At 48.9% G+C, this 26,846-nt stretch carries 8 protein-coding genes and 2 tRNA genes; 8 read left to right on the top strand and 2 right to left on the bottom strand.

Features of this window, described 5'->3' with window-relative positions; all coding sequences use genetic code 11:
• Positions 1–2: 2 nt before the first annotated feature.
• From OEV42_06685 to OEV42_06650, 8 genes are all read left to right on the top strand, one after another.
• On the top strand, positions 3–1,295 hold the full coding sequence (locus OEV42_06685) for an adenylosuccinate synthase (protein MDH3973948.1): 1,293 nt from the start codon (positions 3–5) through the stop codon (positions 1,293–1,295).
• A 91-nt stretch (positions 1,296–1,386) separates the two neighbouring features.
• Positions 1,387–1,462, top strand: a tRNA-Lys gene (locus OEV42_06680).
• Positions 1,463–1,530: 68 nt separating this feature from the next.
• Positions 1,531–1,608 (top strand) — tRNA-Glu (locus tag OEV42_06675).
• Between the two features lie 907 nt (positions 1,609–2,515).
• Positions 2,516–4,690 (top strand): hypothetical protein, encoded by a 2,175-nt coding sequence (locus tag OEV42_06670; protein ID MDH3973947.1) that lies wholly within the window; start codon positions 2,516–2,518, stop codon positions 4,688–4,690.
• Positions 4,690–7,902 carry a hypothetical protein gene (locus OEV42_06665; GenBank protein MDH3973946.1) on the top strand — a complete coding sequence of 1,071 codons (3,213 nt, stop codon included), beginning with the start codon at positions 4,690–4,692 and terminating at the stop codon, positions 7,900–7,902. The genes OEV42_06670 and OEV42_06665 overlap by 1 nt, the downstream gene beginning before the upstream one ends.
• Positions 7,903–7,969: 67 nt before the next feature.
• Positions 7,970–18,157, top strand: coding sequence for a LysM peptidoglycan-binding domain-containing protein (locus tag OEV42_06660; GenBank protein MDH3973945.1), 10,188 nt, complete (start codon positions 7,970–7,972; stop codon positions 18,155–18,157).
• Positions 18,158–18,284: 127 nt separating this feature from the next.
• The gene (locus OEV42_06655; protein MDH3973944.1) at positions 18,285–21,830 is read left to right on the top strand and encodes a hypothetical protein; all 3,546 of its coding nucleotides are present in this window, start codon (positions 18,285–18,287) and stop codon (positions 21,828–21,830) included.
• Between the two features lie 141 nt (positions 21,831–21,971).
• The gene (locus OEV42_06650) at positions 21,972–24,938 is read left to right on the top strand and encodes a hypothetical protein (GenBank protein ID MDH3973943.1); all 2,967 of its coding nucleotides are present in this window, start codon (positions 21,972–21,974) and stop codon (positions 24,936–24,938) included.
• A gap of 42 nt (positions 24,939–24,980) precedes the next feature.
• Here the strand turns inward: OEV42_06650 and OEV42_06645 are convergent, their stop codons facing one another.
• Both OEV42_06645 and OEV42_06640 read right to left on the bottom strand, forming a co-directional pair.
• The gene (locus tag OEV42_06645) at positions 24,981–25,781 is read right to left on the bottom strand and encodes a C1 family peptidase (protein ID MDH3973942.1); all 801 of its coding nucleotides are present in this window, start codon (positions 25,779–25,781) and stop codon (positions 24,981–24,983) included.
• Between the two features lie 567 nt (positions 25,782–26,348).
• The gene (locus tag OEV42_06640; GenBank protein MDH3973941.1) at positions 26,349–26,537 is read right to left on the bottom strand and encodes a response regulator; all 189 of its coding nucleotides are present in this window, start codon (positions 26,535–26,537) and stop codon (positions 26,349–26,351) included.
• Positions 26,538–26,846: the final 309 nt, after the last annotated feature.

The following is a 26,846-nucleotide window of genomic DNA, read 5'->3' as shown; positions in this document are numbered from 1 at the left end:
ATATGCCGAACGTTGTAATTGTGGGGGCTCAGTGGGGGGATGAAGGTAAGGGAAAGGTCGTAGATATATATACGGAATATGCCGATGCCGTTGTCAGGTACCAGGGGGGGAATAATGCCGGTCATACGGTTATTGTCAAGGATGAGGAGTTTGTTCTCCATCTCATCCCGTCGGGGATCCTGCATAAGGGAAAGATATGTGTAATCGGCAATGGTGTTGTTCTTGATCCCAGGGTTCTTCTCGAAGAAATAGATGCTCTCAAGGCAAGGGGCTATATGGAGGATGATTCCCAGTTTGTTATCAGTGATCGCGCCCATATTATCATGCCTTATCACAAGAAGATCGATATCGCCCGTGAACGTCTCAGAGGTGAGGGGAAAATCGGGACTACCGGTCGTGGTATCGGTCCCTGTTATGAAGATAAATATACCCGTGTCGGTGTGAGGGTTTCCGAGTTTGTCGAAAGTGATCTTTTTGCCGGGAAATTAAAGCTTAACCTGGATATGAAAAACCGCTATCTTGAGGAATTTCTCGGTGACAGCCCCTGTGATTATGATGAAATTTATAATGAATATTCAGCTTATGCCGGGCGAATCAAAAAGTATGTGGCCAATACTTCTCTGCTTATGGAGGGTTTCATTAATGACGGGAAAAGCATTCTTTTTGAGGGTGCCCAGGGAAGCATGTTAGACGTCGATCATGGAACCTATCCCTTTGTCACCTCATCAAATACCGTTGCCGGCGGTGCCTGCTCCGGTGTCGGTGTGGGTCCCACAAAGCTTAACGAGGTGATCGGTATTACCAAGGCCTACACAACAAGGGTCGGCAGCGGGCCTTTCCCGACAGAGCTTAGCTGTGAAATGGGAGAGATGTTGAGGAAAAATGGAGGTGAGTTCGGCGCTACAACGGGGAGGCCAAGAAGATGCGGCTGGTTTGATTCGGTTCTTGTTCGCGATGCGGCCAGGACAAATGGCCTCACCGGCATTGCCCTGACCAAGCTCGATGTTCTCACAGGAATGGACAAGATAAAGGTCTGCACTTCATACCGGCTAAATGGTGAAACGCTGGGTAGCGTGCCTGCAAGTTTAAAACAGCTCGAATCTGTCGAAATGATCTATGAAGAGCTTGATGGATGGACGGAGGATATCAAAAAGGTAAGAGATTTTGACGCCCTCCCTGAAAATGCAAAGAAATATGTAAAGAGGCTGGAAGCGCTTGTTAACGTTGAAATTGTTATGGTCTCCGTCGGCCAAAAGAGAGATGAAAATATCATTATTAAAAATCCTTTTGCCTGAAAGCAGGGGGGGATTTTTTTGTCGACCCTGGGATGAAAATCCTTGACTATTTGGCCGGTTTTTTATATATTACGTGTTTCGTTTTTGATGTGAGCCGTTAGCTCAGTAGGTAGAGCACCTGACTTTTAATCAGGTGGTCGTTGGTTCGATCCCAACACGGCTCACCACTTATTTTTTTGTTGCAAGTTTTAAGAAATTAAATTACAATTTGCAACTCTCCAGCGACAATTTAATTGTCCCCATCGTCTAGCCTGGCCTAGGACACCGCCCTTTCACGGCGGCGACGGGGGTTCAAATCCCCCTGGGGACGCCAGAAATACGAAGGACTTAACCGATTTTGGTTAAGTCCTTTTTTATTTTGTATGCTAAATTTGTACCTATTTATTATAAAAAATCTGCTTAGGAATTCCAAAGAAAAAGACAGAAACATATTAATTTTAAAGAATAAATGCTGACTGAAGTTAATTATGAGTCGTTTGACATACACTGCGGTGACTAAAATCAATCAATTTAAAGCTATGATACTTGTCACTATGTGATAGTAAGGGGTGGTAAACTTATGAATGTTATTTTTTGAGGCCGTTGCTGCAAGGCGACGAGTATAGATCCTTTTTATGTATTCCCTGGTATCTTATTTTTTAACAACACTACTACTTTTATTAAGTCCATGTTTAATTTCTTCCGATAGTATCCATCCTGAACTCAAAGTAATTATTTTAAAGAGATGCACATCATATTATTCATTTTTCCATAATTATTGAATTCGACTTATATTGCTGAATTTATGACATATTCTGCTATTAAGTTTTTTTTGACAGATACGGCATGATTAGAAAAAATGCATTATTTTCGTTATGACCCAAAAATAAAAAAAGTGACATATGTTGCTTATTATTCTTGACATGGCAAAAGAAAGTTAATAATGTGTTTTGCGCAGGATGCTTATTTCATCTCTGAGTTTGCATAAATCCTTTCGATTGAAAACCGGGGGGGGATGAATGTTAAGGATTTTTATTTAAAGCCCGCTTTCGCCATTAAGCCGATGCGGGCTTTTGTCTTTTTTTATCAGGGAGGAGTGGTGATGGGGATAGCAAAGCAGATGGAAATACCTATTCGCCGGGGAGGAGACTGGAACCAGAACAAGCAGGTTCCCGACCCGACCTTCTTTGACCTGCCTCATTTTGAGTTAAATTAAAAAAATTATAAGGAAGGTGGTAAGAATGTCAAGGGATTCAAAATTAACGATAACCTCTCCTGAGGACAGAGCGAAAATTAACTGTACGAACATTAGTGTTACAATTTCTCTCTCAAGCGGAGCCGCAGGTGGCGAAAAAAAAGAAGGCTATAAATACTTCAGGCTCCTTCTTGACGGCAAACCCGTGGCCAACTACCTGCATGAAGCCGACAAATCTTTTTCAACATATACCTTTGAAAACATTGAGTTATCAGACCAGGCTGACAACGGGAATACTGCTGTATTTGAGGCGAGAGCCTATAAGGGTAAATCACACTCCGGCAAGAGCATTGTTTCCAGCCCGGTCAATGTCATTGTAGATACAATGAAGCCTTGCATTAGCGATATTTCACCGGCAGAGGGTTCCTATGTTATTAACGGCAAGGTTCCGGTCAGGGCGTTGATCAGGGACGATGGCGGCTCCCGCCTTGATCATGGCTCCGTCAAGTTTCTTCTCGACGGCAGTCCCGTCTCCCCTGTCATAGAGCCAAACCCCGAAAGCAGCAAATCCCTGGAGGTTGTCAACCTGGAGTACATGCCTTCCGCCGCCCTGGCTGACGGCCCGCACAGCGTAAGTATTTCTGCCAGCGATCAGGCAGGGAATGAGAGTATTCCCGTGACTCTTTCCTTCATAGTAGACACCACGCCTCCTGTCATAGAATCGATTTTTCCTTCGGGCAAGGTTTCCAAAGAGAGATTGGCTGAACCGGTGGTGATTGAAACATACGATAAAGATTCAGGCATCGTATCATCTTCGGCATGGGCAACTTTAACGGCAGCTAATGGAACAATTTACACCTTGAAACCCGCTAATGCGGAGAACTATGGTGCCGGTGTTAAGGGGAAAATAAACTTTGGCCCTTTGCCGCATATTGGATTATTGGGAATTGGCAGTCACCAGATGGAAATCGAATTAGCTGATTTGGCGGGAAACAAAATATCTAAAACATATAGCTTTGAGATTGCAGACGCTATCCCTTTTAAGAACGGCCTTTTCCAGGTTTTTCGCAACTTTACGGATTCCGCAGGCCAGACGACGCCTGAACCGTTCCTTTTGCCGCCTGACTTTTCCTATGGGGAAGATTTTCATGTAGAAGTTGGGGGTGTTGCAACAGGTGATACCGGTTTTTCAAGCAAGGTCGATACTCTGGAGGCATCCGTCTGCAAGGGAACAGACAAAGTGGTGCTGAAAATTCCGGGGGACTTCTTATGGAACTCTAAAAGTGAATCGCGGCTTTCCTTAAAAGAAAATTTCGAGAAACTTCTTGAGGAATTTGAACTGAAAGAGGGAACCAACTTAAAATACGGCGCTGCCGATTTGATCCGCAGTCGGGCGGTCAGGTCGCTGCCTCTGGCCATTTCCGAGGTTTTGATATGGTCTACGGGGATAGACCCTTTCACCCGGGGAGTTCCGCTTCGACCCGGTTTTCGCCTTAGGGTAACTGGGGCGTCTTTCCAATATTGCGGACCGGGTCGCGATGAAATCAACGGTATGGTTCCCTCGGGCGAGATGCTTCTTCCCGTCAGTCGCCAGCGGTTGAAGAACGGCTCTTTTATAACGTCGCTTAATCCAATGGCTACAGTTTTTTGGGAAGAGGGGTATACCACTTCAACGGAACCGGAGGATGGTATGATCGGCGGTCCGGACGATCTCCATGCCGGAGACCTGAAACGAAAGCATCTGGCTGTCGTTTTACCTGCAACCCTTTCGTCATCTGCGACCGCTTCAGCTGTCGATGAAGAGCATGCGGCGCTCGTGGCGGCCGACAACTCTTCCGCCCTTGTTGCCGGCATCAGGCATGCCGCCGGTGAATATAATGATTCTGCCGGTCAATACGTTATACGACGGTTCAGGGGGCGGACAGGCGTTGTCGTGGAAATTCCTGTCATTATAAACGGGAAGAAAAGTTTTGTTCCTATCGGCTCGACCCTTAGACAGATATGCGAAGAGCACCTTCACTGGTTCAGCCCGGACATGGTTGTACAGGGCCGGGTAAAATGGCTGCGCCAGTGGTCTGACTTAAACGGCGCCGGGGACACGATAAAAGTAAAAAGTACCGTCTGGTCCGACCTGGGGCTCGCACCGTCAGACCTTCATACCGATATTTCCGACGCGCCTCTCTTGCCGGGAGATCAGGTCGAATTTACGATGGGTTCATAATGTCAATCGTATTTTCAGACTACGGTGACGGGCTCTACGCTTCTGAAGCCTATCCTGCCCTCTTTCTTCATGACCGTGCAGGGAGTGCCGGTGAAAGAAGCCTGTCCGGTTTTGCCGATGATGAGAGTTGTCTCATCTTTTGCGATACCCCGCCCGCCGATATTGCCGATTTCAAGCTGCGTGTGAGTGCCTTCCGCCGCGACCCTCTTCTCAAGGTCGCCTGGTTGAAGTCGCCTGAACTGTTCGACGACCCCGGCGCGCTTTGCGGGCTGAGGGTTAAAGAGGGGAGACTTGCCGACCGGGGCCTGGTCCGCTTCAGGAACCACATTCTCTTCATTCACCCGGGCTCGGTTCTGACACCGGGTGACGGCTGCCTGATCCTCAGCGCATCGGGCGGAGAGCCGGCGCCTGCCCGCCTGCTGACGGCCTACGGTAAAAAGCAGGCAGGGAGCTTGCAGGGTGACCTGACTATCGAACTGGCTCGCCACCGACCGGGGCGGATTAAAATAGATATGGAAATGGATGAACCCGACCTGGACCTTCTCGATGCAGGGATTCGCTATTTTTTCCCCGATGAGGCTCAAGGACCGGAGGGAGTCGGCTCCATGCGTTTCCCTGTTTTTTCACCGGGTAGCCGGAAACTGAAATGTTCCGCCCTGCTTCATCCCCTTTATCCCCTCAGGAGGGACCACGAACCGCCCGAGACGCTATTTAAATTCTCACCTTCCGAAAAGATCAAAACCTATTACAGAACACCCCTCGGGCAGGTGTTGAGGCTGACTCCTCAGGAAGAAGCGGGACTGGTCTATGAACGGAAAATGGAAACGCTCGAAGGCAGGGATTCAGATGCCTGGTACCTTGCTCCATGGGGTTCTTTTGAACTTGGCGGTTTAAAGAGCGACTTCCCGGCCCTGATGCCGGGGGCGGTGGGAACAGAATTCTTTCAGGGCGGTTTTGATGGAAGCCCCTTTTACTTAACCTTTCGTAACGGCTGCAGCGCATATCTGCCCGGTTTTATCGCAACACCCGCCAGTCGGGCCGGCAGTGACAATGAAGAGGATTCGCTTGTAATCGAAAACCGCGCTACCACCTCCTACCTTCGTTTTCACGGTGGACTTGCAACCTATTTCGCACAGCCTTCTGAACAGCCATTTTATCTGCCGGCCGGACCCGATGATTCTGCCGCTTATCTCTCTACCCCTTTTGCGAACCTGGCCGATCGTCCTCCCGGCACTATCCCGCCAAACAAGGAGTGCGTACCGGTTCTTCCCCTGGCAGGAATTGATCCCGACAAAAGCGCTCTTGCGCTGCGACTGGAGTTGCGTATGGCGGCGGTGCTGCGGGGAGAGAATATGAAGTTTTTTCAACGCAATGAAGATGGTTCCACCCGGGAGGTTTATTCACCGCTGCCGGTTAATAGCGTGGGCGGAAGTTCATTTAAAATCGGAGGAATTACAGATAGTGCCGCTCCGGCGTCGGATGGACTTTCCATAGTAACCCCCGGTGGCTATATCGGTAATTTCTCGCATGATCTTTCAGAGTGGCGGCGCATGCTCATCACCACCGGCAGTGATCATAATCCATTTGCCATCGTAAATATCAACGGTCCGCTGCGTAATGCTTTACAGGCTGGCCGTCGCTTTACCGTTATCAGCGACCCCATTCTCTTTCTGGAAGATAACGCCGCCTTTGAAAATTTCCTCTTAAATATTTCCGGCTGGGGTTTTGATCTCGATCCTGAAGAGTGGCTGAAATACGGCACCGTACTACTTTTTAAAGATCATACGGAGTCGATGGCGGAGTTGGCTCGTCGTCCAGGCGAATGGACTGAGGGGCAGTATCTCAATCTCGATCCCTGGGATGTTTCCGAAAAACTGATAGCAGCCGGAGAGACTGCCAAAGGTGCTGTAGAGGGCGGAGACCTTGATTTTGCCCCTTTTCTCTATCAAATTTGGGAAAATCCCGGCTGGAACGGCTTTATTGCCTTTAACGTCAGGGTATCGCCGCTGGGTTTCCCCGACGATCTTGCCGTCATCGCCGGTGGCGTCGATCCGGCGCGCCTGATGGCGCACCATGTGGGGGTTAGCACTTCTTCGCTGGAACGTCAGGATTCGGGCGCTATCACCAATGGCCGTGGCGCCTTATTCGGTCTCGTCGATTATGAAGATGAAACACCCGTCGACACCGATTACACCTGGGAATGGACGGTTCGAAAGCTACGCGCCCGCTTTCGCAACTCCCGTCTCCAGAATTTCCAGGCCCGCATTGATCTCGGCATAGGCGAACTTTTCGGCGACAAGGCCTCCTGCCCAACTCCGGACCCGGAAGAACGCCCGGCTGACACCATTATACTGAACGGACACTATGAAGAGCACGATGGCAAAGGTCGTTACACTTTTCTAAGTAAAGAGAAGCTGCTCTACCAGATGTCGAGCGGCGTTTTGCAGGAGGTAATGCTAAATCGCGCAGGTTTTGAGACTATTTCAGTGACTAAATCGACAGATGGAAAGAATATGGACATGCGCGGCCGCTTTCTTCTGGCCGGTCATCTCAAGTTTCAGGCCCTGAAAGAGTTTGATATCTTCTCCTACGATAAAATTCCAATGCAGAATATGGCACTCAACCTCGCTTTTTCGATTTCGGCAGATGTAAGCGAGCGGCCCCCCTCAGAAATGACCTTTTCAATCGAACCTATGCGGATTCAGGTTGCTGCGGCTGAAGCGCGTGAGCGCTCGCTTGCAAACCGCTTTCCACTGGCCCTTGATTCGGTGCGGCACCTCCCTCCGGGGGGAGTGGCCACATTGAAGCTGGCTTCAGTAGTATCACCGCTATCGCAGACAACCCGCGAGGAAGAGGGTTTTCAAATGGAGTATCGCATCGATCTTGGCATTGGCATTAAAAGCTTTTTAAACCTGGCCTGGTGGCCTTCCGGTAAAGAGGCGGCGGTCAATCTGGGCCTGCGCATCCCCGGTTTTGACGGCGCATTCGATATTGTCGACGATCTCATCAAAATCGGTCCTGAACGGATTCAATTCATGGTCAATCCCGAAAACGGCGAAATAATTTTGCTATTTCGCCGCATCGGAATCGAAATGCCCCTTGGGCTCTCCTTGCCGCCCGAAGGGAGTATCGATGCCGCCCTCTTTGGCGATCCTGATGCGGGCGGTTCGGGCAAGATTGCCTGGTATGCCGCCTGGAACAAGCCAGGTTAACAGTACAGCGAAGATTAAATGAAATCGGTTTAAGATATAGATATAAAAAAGGAAGAAGGAAAAGAATTTGGCCTTAACTGCAGAAGATATAAAAAATCGATTGGATGAACAGCTAATCGATTCAGAAGAGGGCGTGTTGCTTTTGCAACCTCACGAGGATCTCCCCTGTATCTATGATCTTTTGGAGGCTTACCTGCCGGAACAGGCGATGGGCCTGGAGATCCTCCATACGGACATTAAGGCGAACACCACCACTACCGTTGTCAAGGGTTACGCCGCCCTCTTCGGTCTGCCGCCTGTTAAAATAGAGGCCACCTTTTTCATCGAAGGCGAAGAGATTCACCTGAAGCTCGATGTAAAACCGGAGATGGGCGTTACCCCTTCCGGACTTTTCCCCGAACTGACCGGTTCAGGCCTCTGGATTCCACTGGGCGCACTTGAGCTCGGGCTCCACAGTAACGCCTATGATCCCGGCAAGATCGAGATCAAGGCGGGACTCAATCCCGGCCTTGACGATCTGCTGGCGCCGCTCATGCCGCTACTCGCTGAATATGCGCCGGTGACCGGCCACGGTTCAATAGGTGCAACCGGTACGCTGGAGAGTCTGCGTATTGAAACCGACGCCTTAAAATCTGTCAGTTTTGGCATGGTAACTCTCTCCGATATCCGCATTGCACTTGTGGCTGAGGAGAACGAAAAGGGACTGCTCCAGGCTGCGCTGCAATTAGAGGGAAAGCTGACACTGGAACTGGACGGCAAAACCGTAATTGTCGATTTCAACCTGATACCGGCACCGCCCGATCGGCCCTTTCATGTTTTATACGCCGCGCTGGACGAAGAGGATGGCGACAGTCTGGACTCCGCCGGGCTCGGATTGCCGTTGCCCGATGAAATCCCGGCCGAACTGAAGCTACAGAGTATCCGGGTGCTCCTCGGCGCCGTCTCCGGCGTGCCGGAAGATATCACCATCGCCGCCCTTCTGGAGGGCGAGATGCAGCTGTTGCCGGGTATCACAATTTATCAGATTGGCGGCGCCTTTACCCTCTGGCCCACGGCCGATCCTGTTTCCGGCCGAGCCGATATCTACGGCAAGGTTTCGCTGGGCGGTGCAGTTCTCGATTTTACCCTGGAGATACCGGAACAGGCGTTTTCCATTGAACTCGATCCCGCCACCGCCCCCAACATCAAGCAAAGCATGGAAGATCTGATCGGTACCTCCCTGCCCGCCTCTTTTCCCGATATGGATATTGTCGGTTTTCGCATCGCGGGCAACGCCGGGAAAAAGAACTACAACTTCTACTTTGCCCTCGATGGCACCTGGGATTTTGAAGGTCTCATTGGACTGGATCTCAGTTTAAAGTCAATCTCGCTGCGGGGTAATGTCGACGCAAGTCAGGCCGAGACCCGCTACTACGGCGTACTGGCTGGAACCATACAACTGGGTGAAGAGGCGGCTGAAGGAGAGACGCCCGATGGAGTGTTGGATCTCAGCGTCGAACTGACCAGCGGCGGCGCCTGGATTCTCGAAGGGGGACTTGCCTCCGGCTCGGTGCTTTCTCTGCCCCAACTGGTTTCAGTCGTTGGCATAGCTGAAAACGATGTGCCTGCAGACCTGCGGACCCTGGTGATTACGGAGTTGAATGCCAGACTCAATACTGAAAGCGGACAGGCCGGCTTCAGGGCCGCTTCCGATTTTTCACTCAAGCTCCCCTTTGGCGGCAGCGGTCTTGATTTAACGGGTAGAATCGCTCTGGAGCGAGAGAAGACCGGTAATCCCTGGATAGGCGAAGCCTCCGGCGAGATGCGCTATAAGACGCTGCGACTGAAGGCCTCTTTCCCCATCAACGATCCTGATATGAATCTCTCTGTAGGGCTCTGGCTGCCAGAGGGGGGCAATCCTGATAACGGCGATTGGCTCGATTGCAGTCTGGATAAAAAGGGGACCGAATCCATACAGCTCATCACCGTACAATTCAATGGGATGAATATCTTTAACGCCATTGAACGTTTTATCAACCTGATGATTCCCGGGTATTATATCGATTTTCCCTACCCCTGGAGTGAACTTGAAAAAATTGATATGCCGGATACGGAGCTCAAAATCGACCTCCGGACCAACGCTGTTACGCTGTCGATGAGCGATTGCTTTGGCTTTATCAATGAGGTTCCCGGTATCGATATAAAATCGATTGCGCTCACCTACGACACCGATGATTCCAGGATAACTTTTAATATAGATGGGAAAATCTTTGACAGCCAAATAGAACCTTTCGATCCCGTTACCGAAGACCCGCCGGCCTTGCCCGTCCCCGATATCGGTTTTGAGCTGCGTTATCTCGGCCTGGGCCGTCATGTGGCGATGCGCAATGCCGCCGGTTATGATAAGGTCGCTCAGGCGATAGACGATTTGCGAAGCGCCTTTGACGAAAATCCACGCAAGGGCGGTAGTGCACTCGGGCCGCTTACTTATAACGCCGATAGTGAATGGCTCATCGGGTTTGATTTCACCGCCGCCGGTTTTCTCAGCATTGGCGCCATCTTCAACGACCCGCTCTTCTATGGACTCGTAATACGGCTCGACGGGCCCGCCGCCAAGGCCTTCTCCGGTTTTGAGTTTGAAATTCTCTATAAACGCATCGCGCCGGGCCTCGGGGTTTACAGCATGGAACTGGAACTGCCTCCCGCTTTTCGCGTTATAGAGCTGGGCGCCGTAACACTGAAACTGCCTGTCATCGGGGTAGATATCTTTACCAACGGCAACTTTAAGCTCGATTTCGGTTTTCCCTACGGCGGCAACTTCGGCCGCTCATTTTATCTTTCAGTGCTGCCTTTCACCGGCGCCGGAGGCTTCTATTACGGTTCATTGAACGGCGCCACCTCAACCACGGTGCCGCAGATAATCAACGGTGAATTTGATCCGGTTATTGAATTTGGCATCGGCTTTACCGTTGGGGTGGGCAAGAGCATCGGTTCCGGCTGTTTTTATGCCGAGATCAATATCGGTATTATGACCATAGTGGAGGGAACCTTCGCCACCTACCTTCCCTACGACAAAAACCAGGGCGAAGATCTCTTTTATCGCCTCTCCGGCACCTTCGGTATTTTTGCCTATGTGCGGGGACGGATCGACTTCAGCATAATCTGTATCAACTTCAGTGTGGATGTTTATCTCATCGCCAGCGTGACCTTTGAATGTTATATGCCCATCAACATAAACGCCCGTGCCGGAGTGCGTGTTAAGGCCAGGATAAAAATCGGCTGGTTTAAGATTACTCTCAGCTTCAGCACTGAGGTGCGCGTTTCCTACACCCTGGGCAGCCGACAGCCGACGCCCTGGATTGTGGGTACGAGGGCGCTGCCTGCCAGTATGGGACGCGGCTTCCACTTCCATAATGATCCCAGGCATCAGCCTTCGCTCCGGATGACGATGGGCAACGGTGCAGCACTCCACGAACTGACCGCTTTCGACTGGACGCAGCCGCCTGCGGCTGAACAAAAAGAGGATCTGACCTGGCACTCCTGGTACGGCGTCAGCATCGATCTCGACGCCAATAACGGCGACAAATCTTTTGCCGGCTACGCCGTCGCCTCGCCGCTGGCCGGTTTTGCCGAAGAGATAGATTCTGATAATCCCGAAAGCAGCCAGACGCCGCCCGTCCAGTTCGAGACCTGGCTTCGCGGTCTTTTCAACTGGCTCTTAAGCGCCTGGCATGGCGAACTGCCGCAGAGTATCCATATTTTTTCGGCAGAGCGGATGGACAGGGTCTTGCAGAGCGAAGCGTCGGTAAAGGGTATCGGCTGGAGCGAGCTTAACGCCTTTATTAAAAACAACTTTGTCATAAATCTTAAAAGCCAGCCTTCAGCCACTGAAGAGAGTCAGTACAAACTGGCGCTTGTGCCGCTGCCTCCCGCCCTCAACATCAAATTTGAGATCGAAGGCGTGGACAAAGAGGATGTCGACTTAAGTGCAGGACCGGTTGTGGCGAAGGAGTCCCTGGCTGATATAAAAGAGCGGGCCGGCCGTTACGCTCCCCTCCTCAGCGGCTTGAAGGGCAGCGGCTCCGGGGCGCCGGAAGAAAACGCTCCCATGTCGGAGTGGCTATGGCGCGATATCATTTCCCTTCAGCTTAAGGAGCTTGCAGCGAGGCTCCTCGCCTTGATGGAAAAATGCCCCCTTAAAATGGAGGGGGCCAACAGCTATACAAAGCTGGGGGATATCTATAAAAACCTGGTTTACGATCCCCACCCCAACGACGCCGACCGCGAACCCTTCTTTGAAGAATTTATCGAAGCCAATATGACGAAAACCGAGCTTCTCGATATTGGTGTCTCAATAACCATACCGCTTTCGACGGGCGCTGTTGAATATACTATAGAGGAAGATGACACTCTGGAAAAGATCGCCGGGGAGTACGGTCTGGCTGCGCTGGAACTGGCGGCGGCCAATCTCTATGTAGAGCTGGTTAAGCCGGGCAGCGAATGGCTGATCCCTTTTATAAATGAACTGACGCCTCAGGAGGCCTGGGATAAGCTAAGAGAGCTCAACGCCTATAGCGACATATCCGCCATGACCTCGCGCTTTCTTCTGCACGGCGTCCGCCTGCCGGTGGATGGCGACTGGCAAAATCTCTACGAGGCGAGCGCACTCCAGTTCAAACTGCCCGTTAGCGAAACCACCGGAGAAAGCGGCGCCGAATATAATATTGGAAAAGTGAAACTGACGCTCACTCCCGCCAACAACGGTCACCGGGCCGACTGGCTCCTTTTTAACGGTCAGCCGGTAACAGAACCGCCAAAGGCTACTGATGCAGAGGACACTACTGAAGGCGAAGCGGTAGAGCCGCCGAGCGTCAAACTCCATTTCGGCGACAGCGAAGTGGATGCCATTAGGAGCATTCTGGAAGACCCCGAATTCGACCCGCAGGCAACGGTCACCGCCATGGCTATGACGCGTGAGGAGATGGTCGATTTCAGTCTTGCCCGCTCCATCCAGTTGCGGCAAAAAAACGGCGACAAAATCGAAAACAGCGGGCGCCTGCGCACGCTGCCCATCACCTTTTTTAACCACCTGAAAGGATTGCCGCCAGCAGACTATACTACTTTCGAGTGGCTGGCGCTGCCGGCCAAACGCTCCCGCACCCGGACACAGGCTGCCGCGCCCGCCAGCGCAAGCGATCCGGAACGGATGGCTTTCAGTTGGGCGGCCCGTCTTGATATGGAAGTAACACGGCTCGACGAGGAGACGGCCGTCAAAGGACGCAGCATCTATCGTATTACCGGTATCGAACCCACATCAAGGCTGCTTCTGGAACAGACGCTGGCGGACCTCAAAGTTGGAAGCATAGGAATGGCTATCGCGCCGGCGCTAGGAGTAGCGGGGCCTTCCAGTAACGACGGCGGACTGGTCATGGGGAGCGTTGATGTCCAGGGGATTACCCTTTTTAGAAACGACGCCGACGAGCGGCCCGAAACACCGGCCTTTGCCACCAATCTTGCGCCCCTCGATTTCCTCCAGCTACTTGGCGAATCGCTCCATGAAGAGAGCGGCACCTTCTTTCTGGCCGACGTCCTGCCCGAACTCTCCGACGCTGACGAGCGCATCTTTGCCGGTTCCAAAAAGGGGATCGTTACCGTTGTTCTTTTCCCCACGGGCGATGTCGACCTGCTGCACCATGTGGATGCCATATACCTGGCAGAGGGAATTGATAAGGGGAGCGAGGCGCTGCGATTTACCGCCCCTGGACTTACCCGCAGGCGGGCCAGGTATAAGGCCGATATGCTGCACTTCCGCATTGAACGGCCGGAGCCGGATGTTACAAAGGATGGACAACTGGAGTCGCTCTACAGTCTCTTCTCCTACTACTTGAGCGATGAGAACGGAAATGATTGTTCGCCGCCCAGTCTGCCCGTCGGTCCGCGCGAAGAGACTACAGGGACCTGGCTTTACGAACAGGTAATCCCGGCGGAGAGCGCTCTTGAAAATCGCAGTGAGCATCCCCCCTACAGCCTGGTGGGAAGCACCCGTTATCTCAACATCACCTGGCGCGATATTTTCGGCAACGAGGCCGGCAGCGACGATTTTACCTTTACCGGTTTTTCCGTACCGCCCGAACCCGGACGGGAGCCGGCGGAAGATGAACTCAATCTGACCAGGCTGCCTCTAAAGTGCTGCTACTATGACGATATTATCGGCGTCAATCGCTGGCCCGGCGTCCAGGCCGCTCACCGCTTTGTCGGAACAAGCGGCAGCCCTGAACTCGAGGTGAATATAAACTTCGATCCTTCGCTGCTCGGCGCCCGCGAAGAAAACAGCGACGAGGCGGCAGGTATTATAGAGGAGTTGGCCCGGGTGATAGCCCAGCTTCAGGATGAACGGCTGATAGTTGAGATAGGGACCACGCTGGAGGAGCAGCCCGACAGCGAAATCAGGGAGATCTGGAAAAGCAAGCTCCTCAGGTTTGTGCAGGATGTTGAACTCCTGATGAGGCAGGCGGAAGATCTAAAACCGATGGAACTGACGCCCGAGAGTGATTCAACGCTCAGGGACTTCCGTGATGCCAACCGCATAACGGCTGAAGAGCTGGCCCGCCCGCTTAAGACGCTGCCGCTCGGCCAATTCCTGGATAGGGGCAACGGCGCTACTCTGCCGCTCATAAAGATTCCCATCAAATGGCAGGTGGGCCGTGATTCGCTCAATTCCATCGCCGGGGCGCTGGATGTAACCATCGACCTTTTGATTGAATCGCTAAGCGGCGCTTACGGCAATGAAGCGGGACTTTTGAAAGAAGGCCTGCTGAAGAGAGATGTAAAGGATGAAGGGGTGAAGGTTCGGGCCGACCACACCATTAACGCCGCCGCCGCCGATTTGAAGCTGTCGCCCGTTGAATTCCTGCAGGAGTTCGCTGACCGCGAAGAACTGCTTACGCCAAAAAAGGTGCTGAAACTTGTGGAGCGCAGCGAAGTACTGCAGCCTGACGAGAGCCTTGGCATGCTGCGAAGACGACTTATCTACGAAATCGAGACGGTAGAGGCAGGTAGCGCAGCTACGAGCGGCCTGGCCCTTGCTCCCGAAGCAAGCGAGATCGTAAGCGCCAACGATAATCTGATTTTAAACGGCGCAGCCCCCATCATGCTGGAGAATCGCCTGACGGCGCCGACTGAGGCGAGCGATTGGCATAACAGTGCGCTTGTGTCACCTGTTGCCGTGGCGGCGGAAATGGGCATCAGCCTGACTGATTTTCTGGTACTCAACGCCAGGCGCTCCGATGTCATTCAAAAAGATATTGTCATCTCTATCGAGGCGGAGACCAGGACTGGCGGCGCCCCCCTTTCCTTTGCACTGACGACCGTGGAGAGCGACAGCTTCGAGACGCTGCGCCGGGCCTGTTCGGGGCGGGCGGGGCGAACGGTTACCATGGAAGAGTTTGGCGCGGCCATTGGCGGGGCCAATCTGCTTCGCGGTGATGCTCGTTATCTCAAACCGCCGCCGCCGCTAAAATTGACGCGGCCCGTAGTTCCGCGCCAAAACCCCGCCGCCTTTGAACTGAAGGCGATGCTGGTGCTGCGTCGCTTTGCGCAGGTACCGACGGAAGAGGATTTTGAACTTATCCATCCCGAACTGCACGATGAGGAGCCGGTCTGGTTCATGAGTTCCGACATTGCGCCCGCCCTGGCCGGGGCGGTGAGCGATGATAAGACTACCGCCCTCCAGGGTTATGCAAAGGACTTTCAGAATGCGCTGGCTGCCGACACCCTCCATCTGGGCCTCGGAACGCCGCGCCGTGCAGGGAGCGAAAAACCTTCGCTCTGGGCGGTGAGGCTGGGCGCAGGCGGCTACAACTATCAGGTCGAAACGCAAAAGCCCGCTTTCTTATCGCTGCGGCCCCTTGCCACCACACCCATGAATCGCAAAAAGGTGCCCGTCTATAAATTTATCGAAGATAAGCCCAATCTCACTTTGGGCAAAATGGATGCCGAGAGCGGCAAATTTGTGGAAAATAAGGCGTTTACGCTCCGTAATTATTCCGATATCGATTTTGACGAGTGGGCGTTAACAACGCTTGCCCAACTCGACCGGCTCCTGCGTCCGGCCACAGCGCTTGCACTGGCCGAAGCGGGGCTTACGCCTGAAAGCAACAGCTACGACCGTCTGCTGGAGGCGCGGGCTGAACTGGCAAGTGCTCTTACGACGGGGCTTACAGAGATTATCGATTATGCCGACGGCGAACCGGCAAAAAGCGAGGTTACGCGCCGCATTATGAAAGAGCGGATAGGCAATCGTCTCGCTGCTGCCTATGATATTGACACGGCCGTCTTTTTCCCGCTCACTTTTGACGAAAGCGGCGGTGAACCCTTTATGGCGACCGGCAACTTTGTGGAGGACAAAACGGTGGCCCTCGATACGGGCTATACGCTCCAGCCGACGAGCTTTAAGCGTGAAGAGGATCACCTGGCAATGGCCGTCGATGTGCTCAAGCCCGAAGAGCACCGCACCATCGATACCGGCGTTGCCTTTCAACTGAGTGGTCTGGAAATTCAAAACAGTGCAGGTGAAGATATCCTCCTCTCCTTTGTCATACCGCCTTCGCCTACCGAACTGGGTGAGCTGTCGATCCCGGTACCGCTGCGCGATCTGCCCACGCCGCCCAGGCTGTCGCACCAGCAGGGAGTTGCCGATTACGAGATGGACGAAAAGGGCTATCCGGCGCTGGACTCCTACGATGACCTGCTCGCCTGGCGCTACGAGGTAGACTTTCAGGCCGAGTTCGCCGAGCAGGACACGCACAGCATGGAGATCTTTTTTAACCTGAAGGCTTTGGAAGAACTGGCACCCATGCTGGGCGTAAAGGGCCGTCTCTTCCAGGATCTCTTCCACGCCCTCGCCCAGTGCGATACTACGCTCATTAAGTATATCGATCTTCTCGAAAAACGTGTCGCGGCCAAGTATGAGGCGGGCGCCGGCGAGCGCGCCGACTTGCACTGGATCATCGACGATATGGTTGTGCTCATTAAGGAGTTGGCGCTTCACTGGCGAGAGCATTACGAGCGGGGCGGACCGCTTCAGCCGGTAAGCCTCGGCGAAGGGCTGCGCACCACGAAGCACCGCTACGATTTTACCGAAGAGCGTGTGACCGAAAGCAACACAGCGGGTGCGGTGGTGAAAGACGACCTTGTCTATACCTTCCGGTGCGCGCCGGGCGACCCGCCGCCCATGGTGCGAGTGGACGGCATTGAAGGAGAGACGGAAGGTCCCGAAATAGAGACAGGGGATGAGGACAGAGAGATAGCGGTCTTTACGGTGACCCTGTCCGACTGGTTTGCCAAAAAGGGGAAAAATACGGACGAACTGGAAGAGTTGCCGCGCCGCTTCGGCTTTACTGACCTCCATATCCTGGAAAAGCAGAATGTGCGGGTGCGCATTAAAACGGTGCGAAATGCCGAACTGCTGGAAGGGCAAAAGACGGCCGAGGCCTTTATCTACCGAACGCCGGTGGTAACCCTGCCCGATCGCTTCTTCCCCTCGGTGGAACTGGAAAAACGGATTAAGATCGACGCGCTTATCCCCGGCGGAGCGCCCAGGTTCAGCCATCCCACCGAGCTGCTGGCCGACGTGCTCCATCGTTTGCTGGGACTCGGCTTTGGCCCGGAGGCGGCGGGGATCAAACGGCGCCTGGCGCTGAGCGTGCGTTACGGCTTCGGGGTGGCCGGTGACTGGAGCGATACCGATTCCTTCGGCAGCGAAACGCCGCTATTCTTCGAGCCCCGTTTCATCCTGGACCATGTGCCCGATACTTCGAAGGGCGTTAATCCCGGTGCAGACGACGCCGTAAGCCGTCTCGGACGAGAAATGGCGGAGTGGCTCGATAACGCCGGAGCGCGCCGTGAAAATGCAGGTTTTGTTATAGGCATCGATGTCTATACGGATGAGACGATAAATCCGGCGCTGGCCGAGAAGAATGCAGGCGACCAGGGTGCGCGTGACGATGCGCGGTTGTTGAGGATAATGCGGCTGGAAGCGGATTTTCCGGGGATGGGGAAGTGGACCAGAAAAAATAAGTATTATATCAACATGAATGCCCAGGCCAATGGCGACCACGAAGTGCACCTTACGGATTGCCGATGGCTCCCTAACACAGAGAACAGGGCTTACCTGGGTGAATTTGCCAGCGGCAGTGACGCCGTTGCCGAAGGGAAGAAGCGTTATGATGCGGCTGATGGCTGCGCCCACTGCCTGCCGGAATGTCATACGAGTTAATCTTATGTTGATGAGATTGAAATAAAGGTTGCGTTAGAGCTTAACCTGGAACGGCGCGGATCGAGGGACGATGCAAGGGCGATGAGGATTATGCGATTGGAAGCGGATTTTCCAGGAGGGGAGTGAGGTGCAAAACACCGAAGAAAATATAATCGAACTGCAAGAGGTCGTGCGCTGCCAAACGCCGCGTTTGATGCGAATTCCCGGCGTAAAAAACGTTGCCGTAGCACTTAAGTTTAGAAAAGGCCAGCCAACGAATTTACTCTGCATACGGGTATCAATAAAGGAAATTAAAATTGAAGAAGCGCTTGCAGAAAATCAAAATGTAAACGGTCAGAACGCTCTTTCAGGCCAAGCATCTGTCTCGCCTTCTACAGAAAATCAGACGCAAAAAAACAAAGCCAATAAAGAAGCCGCCCGCAAAGAGGCTGAAAAAAAGAAAGAGCTGGAACTCCAGAAAATCAAAAGCCAGGTACGGCTTTCGGGGTATCTGATCGATGTGGTTGAGGTGGCAGATGACTTTGTTACGGCATTGGAAGAAACCAATGTCAGGATTCAACCCAAAGTATTGGAACAACTTGGCTGGGCAAATACAGGACCGCAGGAAACCCTGCAAAGCGGCATCAACATTCAAAAAGAAGGCAGCGACAATATTGGAACATTAGGCGCAATTGTCTATGGCCAACACGATTCATTTAATGAACCATTTATTTTAAGCAACGCCCATGTTATTGCAGACAGCCAAACAAGTGAAAACATTGAAGACACATATGTTTGCCAGGGGGGGCAGGCCGAAGAATATAGAATCGGGGCAGTAGAAAGTTCTATCTTTGGAGTAAGAACTATAGACGCAGCCATTGCCAGTGTAGAAAAAGATACAGGTTTTCCCATGGGCGATTTTTACAAAATGGAAGTGAAAGAGATCGGAGAAATACCTCGTGAAATAATATCGCCGGTTATCGGCATGAAGGTCATTAAATACGGGGCCAGAACGGGCAAAACTGAAGGAAAGATTATCTGCAGCCATTTATCACCAACCGATTTTCTGTTTTGCACCACTGACAAAGAAAATCAGCCTCATGTGGTAGCGCCGGGCGATTCGGGTTCCATTATCGTTGATGCCGAGACAAAAAGGGTCGTGGGTCTGGTGAAACGGGCGGTTCCATTTGAAAATGAAACCTGGGGTATTGCAAGCCGTATTGATGTGGTGTTGAGTAAGCTGGGTGTACGTCTTGAAAGTAAGTCCAATTATTTGCACTACTTTAAAAACCCTAAAACAAAAGATGTTTATTTGTCAGAAATGAAAGAAGGTTGCCACAATAATGGTTATGAATACCTGGAACCTGCTTTTAAAGGCATTGATAAGGATCATCCAAAAGCTGTTCCGCTTTACAGGTTTAAACAGGGTGATAACAAAACAAAATGTGTCGTTGGTGATAGAAGTGAGAGCAAAATTTACGACGGTACTTTTGATGGGCTTATTGGTTATGTGAGCACTTCAGGCGGGAGAAACCTGGAGAAGGTTAAATTTTTATATGATCAGAGTATCGAAATTCAAGCAAATTATAAAAATGTAGAAGTATACCTGGATGTTAAAAAAAGTTTCTGGAGTGTCGAAAGTCCAAAAGAAGGCGCACAATTTGATATGGACTCATTTCATTCATTTATAAACGAATTTTCTGTTGCTCCTTATTCTAAATGCCCCTTTGTAAAGCGTACAAAAGTTTTCTTTAATATTCCCCATGATGCAGAAATGAAATTCAAGTTTTATGAAGCTGAAGATATGGCTGAGCTAGTAGAAGATAGTGACTGGGTAGAAGCCCTTGAGAACCAAAAAATTGTCATCTCTTTAAACAATGCAAAGAGAGACAAAACGGATTCATACTTATCTATAATTAAAGCAGATATTAAGAAAAAGGGAGGGGATGCAAATGCAATAGATGTGTGCCGTGAATGGTTAAGCGATAATCAGCTAATGATTTGTGAATATGAAAAAGGCAAGGGAAATCAGGCTGATGATTATTATAAACTACTAATGGAGAAATTAAAAGATTACAAAAAAAGTTTTACAGAAAGGGACTTGATTATAATCATAACCAGCATAAAAGTTATACTTAAAAAAATAAACTTCATGATATGTAAAAAAACACAGGTTGAAGTAAGCTGGGATGGCCTAAAAAAGACACTTATCGCTGGCGAATATACAATGAAGGAAATTTTAGTAGACTACCCAGCTAAATTAGTAGAGCGAAATCAAGATATTTTTAATCAAGACAATGGGCCTTTAATATTTTTTAAAAATACCGTTTTTGAAAATTTTATAAAACTGCCAGATTTTCTTCAAGAGTATAAGGATAAAAAAACAATACTGGAATGGTTTAAAAATCAATTGTTACATTGGATAAAAATTAAAATCTACTTAAATAGTGTTCGCATTAGAAGTGAAAAGAAAAAATTTAAAATCTGGTTGGATGCAATAAAGTTTTATAAATCAATAAAGAAGGATTTATATAAAGAAGAGAAAGATGGTAAGTTTGGAATGGCGAGCACGCTATTACTGGCATATTTTCAGGAGTTATATAGAATAAATTATGATATTTTTAGATTAGAGACACTAATAAAGGTGAGGGGGAAAGAAAAAATACAGTATAAAATGGTTAAGCCTCCATTAGAAAGAGGCTTAATATCTAAAAAAATATTTCTATTTATCGTACTATATCATCAATACTCTCAACGATACCAATTTCCATCCTGGGACGCTTTGCTTGAATTTTACCCCACATTAGAATTATCTGAGATAAAAAAATATTATCCCCCAACAGAACAACCATTTGATCCATTACACCCATACTATATTGCTCTTGAAAAAGAATCTCTTGATCTGAGTTATATAGTGAATACAGCAAAGAAAAGAGAAATAAAAATGCAATCCTTTAGTTATATGAGTGCGAGAAATCTTTCTGTCAAGACTCTTGGGGAAGACAAAAGCTTGGGCATATATAATTCCATATGTCTCGTTAAGCCATCTTTTTGGAAAAACCTTAAAAGAATCATTGAAGATTTTAATATAGAAACACTCACGGTAAATAGTTTTTGTTATTTTAGACAGGACTGGAACACGCATAAGAGAGGTTTAGCTATGGATTTACATAGTATAAAGATGAAAGACGAAGCAAAAGAGTATCCCTTTCATGACCTTCAGTGGATGAAAGAGGCATTGGAATTTCACAGTAAAAATCACCCAAACTCCTTGATTAAAAAAATAGCGACAAATGCTTTGTCTAAAATCAGAAATGAAAGGGATTTATCATTTGCTAAGTTAAATTCTATAGCAAAGGCTTTGGATATTGATTTTATGAGATTATTTGGAACTGGGTCAAGACAAGACAGACATGATGATGACTATACACAAGAACAAATAGGGAAGCTTATGACTAAACACGCAACTGCAGCAAATAGAAATTCTAAAGCAATAAAATTCTTGAAGCAACTTACAGATGAAAAAGGAAAGTATAATGTAAGGTATTACAATACTCCATGGTATAACTGCATCGGTTGGAAGCAAGGTAATAATTGGATTTTTAGCAGAAAAGAGAATGTTTATTTAAATAATAGTCACGATACGCATGTACATCATCTCCATATTGATTTTTATGATAAAGATCCTGAATAGATGCCTTTGCTATGATGGTGTAAAGTGACGTGTATTTATGTGCGTTAAAATTGATCGATACATTAATCTCTACACCAGCTTCGCACATACACCGCACTAACGCCCTCAGAAATTCAACCGGCAAATGGAAGAATGGATTAAATGCAAATAACTGTCGAAAACATAAGGGAATTGAAAGAGGTTGTTAAACGGGAGACGCCGGGGTTGATGCGGAAAAAAGGCGTTATGAGTGTCGGTGTTGCTCTCAAGTTGAGAAACGGTAAACCTACTGAAACACTCTGCATTCGCGTTACGGTCAAGAAAAAGAAAGAACAAAAACTTCCCGGTGAAAATCAAACAGAAACTGGCGGCACAGGCGGTCAACCTGCGCCCGCCACCCGCCCGCCTGCTGAAAACAGTCAACCTATAGAACGTACAGAAGCACCGCGCCTTGAAGGCGTAATCCGCATTCCCGGCTATCCTGTCGATGTAATTGAAATAGCAGATAAGGTAGCGCCCGAAGAGCGCAAATGCCCTACCCCCGAATCAGAAGCCCGTACCGGCACCTATGATGAGCTTAAAGGGGGCATCGCCATCTATGCCGAGCAGGATGGCGTCAAACAGCCTTACGGTACGCTGGGCATGGTTGTTTATGATCGTTTAACCTGCCGGCCGATTATACTTACTTCGCGGGATATTCTCGGCGCACTGTCAATTAACAAAAAGGGGCAGCTTGAGCATAGCGACCTCATCTATCAAGGAACCTCCGGCACACCTGTCGGTGAGGCTTATAAGTCTGATCTGGACTATTACGAAGCAAGCGACGACCTGGTCTTTACTTCTAATTTTCTCCTCATAAAACCCACGGGTGAACGTGAGCCTTCAACGGAAGTCGAAGGCATCGAATTCGAGCGGATATTCCTTGAACCGCAATACGGCATGAAGGTATGGAAGTCCGGGGCACGCACCGGTGTTACACAAGGCATTATAACGCAAGTAGAAGGATATGATTTCCGGGTTGGCGGCGTGTCTGCCATTCCTTTTGCATGTGAAGGAGATACCGGAGCAATTGTCTTTGGTGAAAAGGACGGTAAAAAAAGACCTGTAGGCATTTTAACCCGTTTCATAGATGAATTAGGCGAGGTGCGCTGTGTTAGTTTGAGACCTGCTTTGATTGCGAATCCGGGCTTGGATATTTCATTAACGTTTAATTGTGTAGCAGATGTAGTACATGAATTTAATAACCCTAGTTACCATCTACATGCTTATACAAATTTAAGTCAGGGGTATTCTGACTCGCAACTGGGTTTGCAGTATCAGTATAGAGAACCAAAATTTATTTCTTTAAGTAAATATGAACCCAATGCAAAACCATTATATTGCTGGCATAATCATGAATTAAATAGATACCACTATTCGACTGATAATGGATCATGTAAGGATAACTTTGTTGGCATTACAGCGTATATAAGTACGGTGCAACAAGAAGGTATGGTGCCGTTATATTTATATGAAAAACCAACTGACAGTGATATGCGCCTTGTTACACAAGGTGAAGTTATAGCTATGACTCAGGACGGTTATAGCAATGCGGGGATAGGTTGTTCGCAAAATAGAAGCAATTTGTTAAATACTCAAGGACCAAATGACATAATAGAAAATACCAATGGTCGGGTAGGTTATGTAAAAGACAAGTCAGCCAAGGTTATGCCTTTCGAAAATTTTATGGATTTGACAGTCGAAATAATGGCTAACCGAATTAAAGAATTAGTTGATAAAAGAACGGGGGGGGCTGAAGAGGAAGAGATACTTTCTATTTTTCTTATGTTTTCAGCGGATACATATTTTATTAAACTTTTAAAAAAGCTAAGTAGCATGCGTGATGGAAGAAAAACCTATCTCGAGCGATTATATGAAGATATGCATAATGATAATTTTGATCTCTATTTAAAAATATATAATGCAAAGCTCGTAGCTTTGCACGCAAAAGGTAACTCAAGTCTGGAGAAAAGTATTAGCAAGCTGGAGGCGGGTCAGGGTGTGAAGAGCGTGCATGTTTATGCGCCTTCTGAAATCACTAGCCCTGGCACCTGGAGTTATAGGGAATATCCACAAAAAGCCAAATATGACATGAAAGGAATAGTGGATATAAGATGGAATGTACATGATGGTATTACAGCGATTAATGCAAAACATCATTATTATCAATTGTCGTTCAGTGATATTGCTTTGGTAAAATTTCGCGAAAATAATTATGAACCGCGACTTATGACCGCACCTGAAATGATAGCGCTTACTAAAGAGCACGTTAGTTCAGCAAGATTTGCTAAATTATTTTTGATTACATTGCCACTTTCAGTAGGTAGTTCCTTTGCTAAAACATTGATTGGGAAGTCATTATTAAATGTGGCAAAAGTGACTTTTCAAGTTGCAACACAATATATTATTGATCATCAAGAAGAGATTATGAAAATGGAAGGTGGTCCTGCTTTTCTTCGTGTTTGGAAAATATTTAATTTAGCTTTACTCGCTTATCATGTGGTTCCTTTCTTTGTTCGTGGTGGTTATCGCTTACTTAATAGAGTTCAAGATTCTTCTGAAGACTTGGTTACAAAGAACTCAGGCAACACTGTGGCTAATGGTGTAATGAGCGAAACAAGTAAAGTAAGTACCGTTTTGCTAGAAACAAAACAAAAAATTGATTTGATTAAAGCTAGGTTAACTAATTCACAACTATATAAAGTATTGTTAATAGACCCACGCAATAAAGGTCAGGTGTATAACGTTTATTTAGGTATTGATAAAATAAATCGTGAAATTGTATATGTTGGCATCACTCTGCAAGGTATTACGAAACGGGCTGCACAACACATAAGTAAAGGTAGAAATTTTGAGATAGCTCAAATTAACTTGACTCCTCTTTATTATAGGCAGGCACGCGCCATAGAGGAAGCATTTTATGTTTACAATAAAAGCAAAGGGCTTGATGAAGTGTTTGGTTTGAGAATGTTTAATGTGGATTTCGAAAATGCAATTCACAGCATACGTTTATCAAGGAGTTGGCGACCAGAAGCATTAGAGTGGGGAGAAATGTGGTTGCAATATCACAATTACATACCTTTTAAGTAATAAAAAACGAAGTAAATGCTAGGTTAATAGTGACAGCAACCGTTATTTACCCGTAGCGGCTTTCTCCACCGCGCTCACGCTGCCCGACATTTTCACCGGCACACCCAGTCGTCCCACCCAGACGTCCTGGCCGTGGGCGAGCCAGTCGTCGTATAACAGCTTGGCAAAGCCCTTGTAGCCCCACTTTTCTCCCCAGGAATTTTGCACCCAGAAGCCTTCCGAGTCGTAGCCGACGAGGGCAAAGGCGTGGCCGCCCACGGAGCGGGATTCGCGCCGGATGAGGGCCTCTTTTTTATCCAGGTTTTCCCCCATCTTTTTCCACCCCCCATGCACTATGGAGGCGGCGAAGAGGACGCCGCATTCGGCAAGGGCCGCGTGCATGGCGCTCAAGTCTTTGGGGGGGACCCGGTAGTAGACGCCGAGAGGACGCCTGGCCGCATCGGCGGCGCGTTCGTCCGTCAGTAGGCGGTCCGGGTTTTTGGGGTCGTATCCCCACAACTCTTCGGCACAGATGCCGTGCTTATACCACCCCTTCATTGCACCCCGCGCGCTGGATCCCAGGTAGTTCCGCCCCGGCCACTCGTCGTAGCGCCTGGCCATCTCGTAGATCATCCCCACGCTCACCTGCTTCCTGTCCGGTTCCCGGCGTGTACAGAGCTGGTAATGGATCATAGTCGCCATGGCGTAGCCTATGCAGGCCCCTTCGTCCACCTGGTCGAGTACGGGCACCTTGTGCTTCATGTACTCCTCCAGCGGCATTTGGGCGGGAACCTCCACGAGGGGCGGGACATACATCCTGTCCCTGAAATCCATCGAATCGGGCCGGGCCGCATAGCCCGGCATGGCTTTGCTTTTTTCCTTCATAGAGACAATGATACTACTATAAAAAACGATAATCCGAAAACAATTAATAATCGGATTATTATGATGGTTTCAAACTGTCAGGATTTAGCATCCGCAATTTGTGTGCTAAATTTGTGCTGGAATTTATCGGAAAATAGAGGGAACATTAAAATGTGCAGAATTAATAGACTCGTTAAAACTGCTTATTTTTTCAGGTAAAAAGGGGAAACCGACCTGTTTTCAAGCACTTACGTTTTTATAGTTTTTTAGACTTTCAGGTTGGCGACGGGGGGGAGGCAAGTCCCCCTGGGGACGCCGGTAATATGAAGGACCTGGCCCATTTCGGTTAAGTCCTTTTTTATTTCCTTTAAATCCTGCAACAAATCATTGATTGATACTATTTCAGCAATTCCAGAACCTGATTAATTTTCCCTATAAATGCTTTAAAATCAATAGGCTTTCGTAAGTATTCTTGGATATCCAGCTGTTGGTCCATTCGTCGCAATGGCCTCCAGTCATTATGAGAACCTTGGTGTTCTTGTTTTCATCCCGAACTTTTTTAAGCATTTAAGCGCCATTCATGACAGGCATGTTGAGGTCAAGAAGAACCATGGATAAGTCAGGGTGAGATTTATATTGCTTATAACCTTCTTGACCATTAAAAGCAGTGACAATCTCAAAATGATCTTTAAGATGAGATAGGCTTTTCAAAAGCCCTGGTTCATCATCGACTGTTAGAATTGAATGTTTCCCCATAACAACCCCATACATTAAATGAAAGCAGGACTTTTTTATTTCATATTTAAAAACAAAAATATACGACACATATTGCTCTGTTGTGCTTTTTTTTATTGACTTAATGTGCAAAAGAAGGTAAAAACGGAAATTGAATGGGGGTGTTACGTGCTGTAATGCAATGAGAATATCATGCTTGCAGCACCCCTTTCTCTAATTCAGGTCGGGAGGATTAATCGTCAAGTTCTTCCTGAAAGCATTATTATGTTTGTGGGGGTGAGAAGAATCAGGTGGCTTTTCTGGGGAAATTCCAATCTACATACAAAAAAA

It is taken from the genome of Deltaproteobacteria bacterium (assembly GCA_029860075.1).
In the GTDB taxonomy this organism is placed as follows: domain Bacteria; phylum Desulfobacterota; class JADFVX01; order JADFVX01; family JADFVX01; genus JAOUBX01.
The sequence above is the reverse complement of the archived record's forward strand: the minus strand, read 5'-3'. Positions and strand labels throughout refer to the sequence as shown.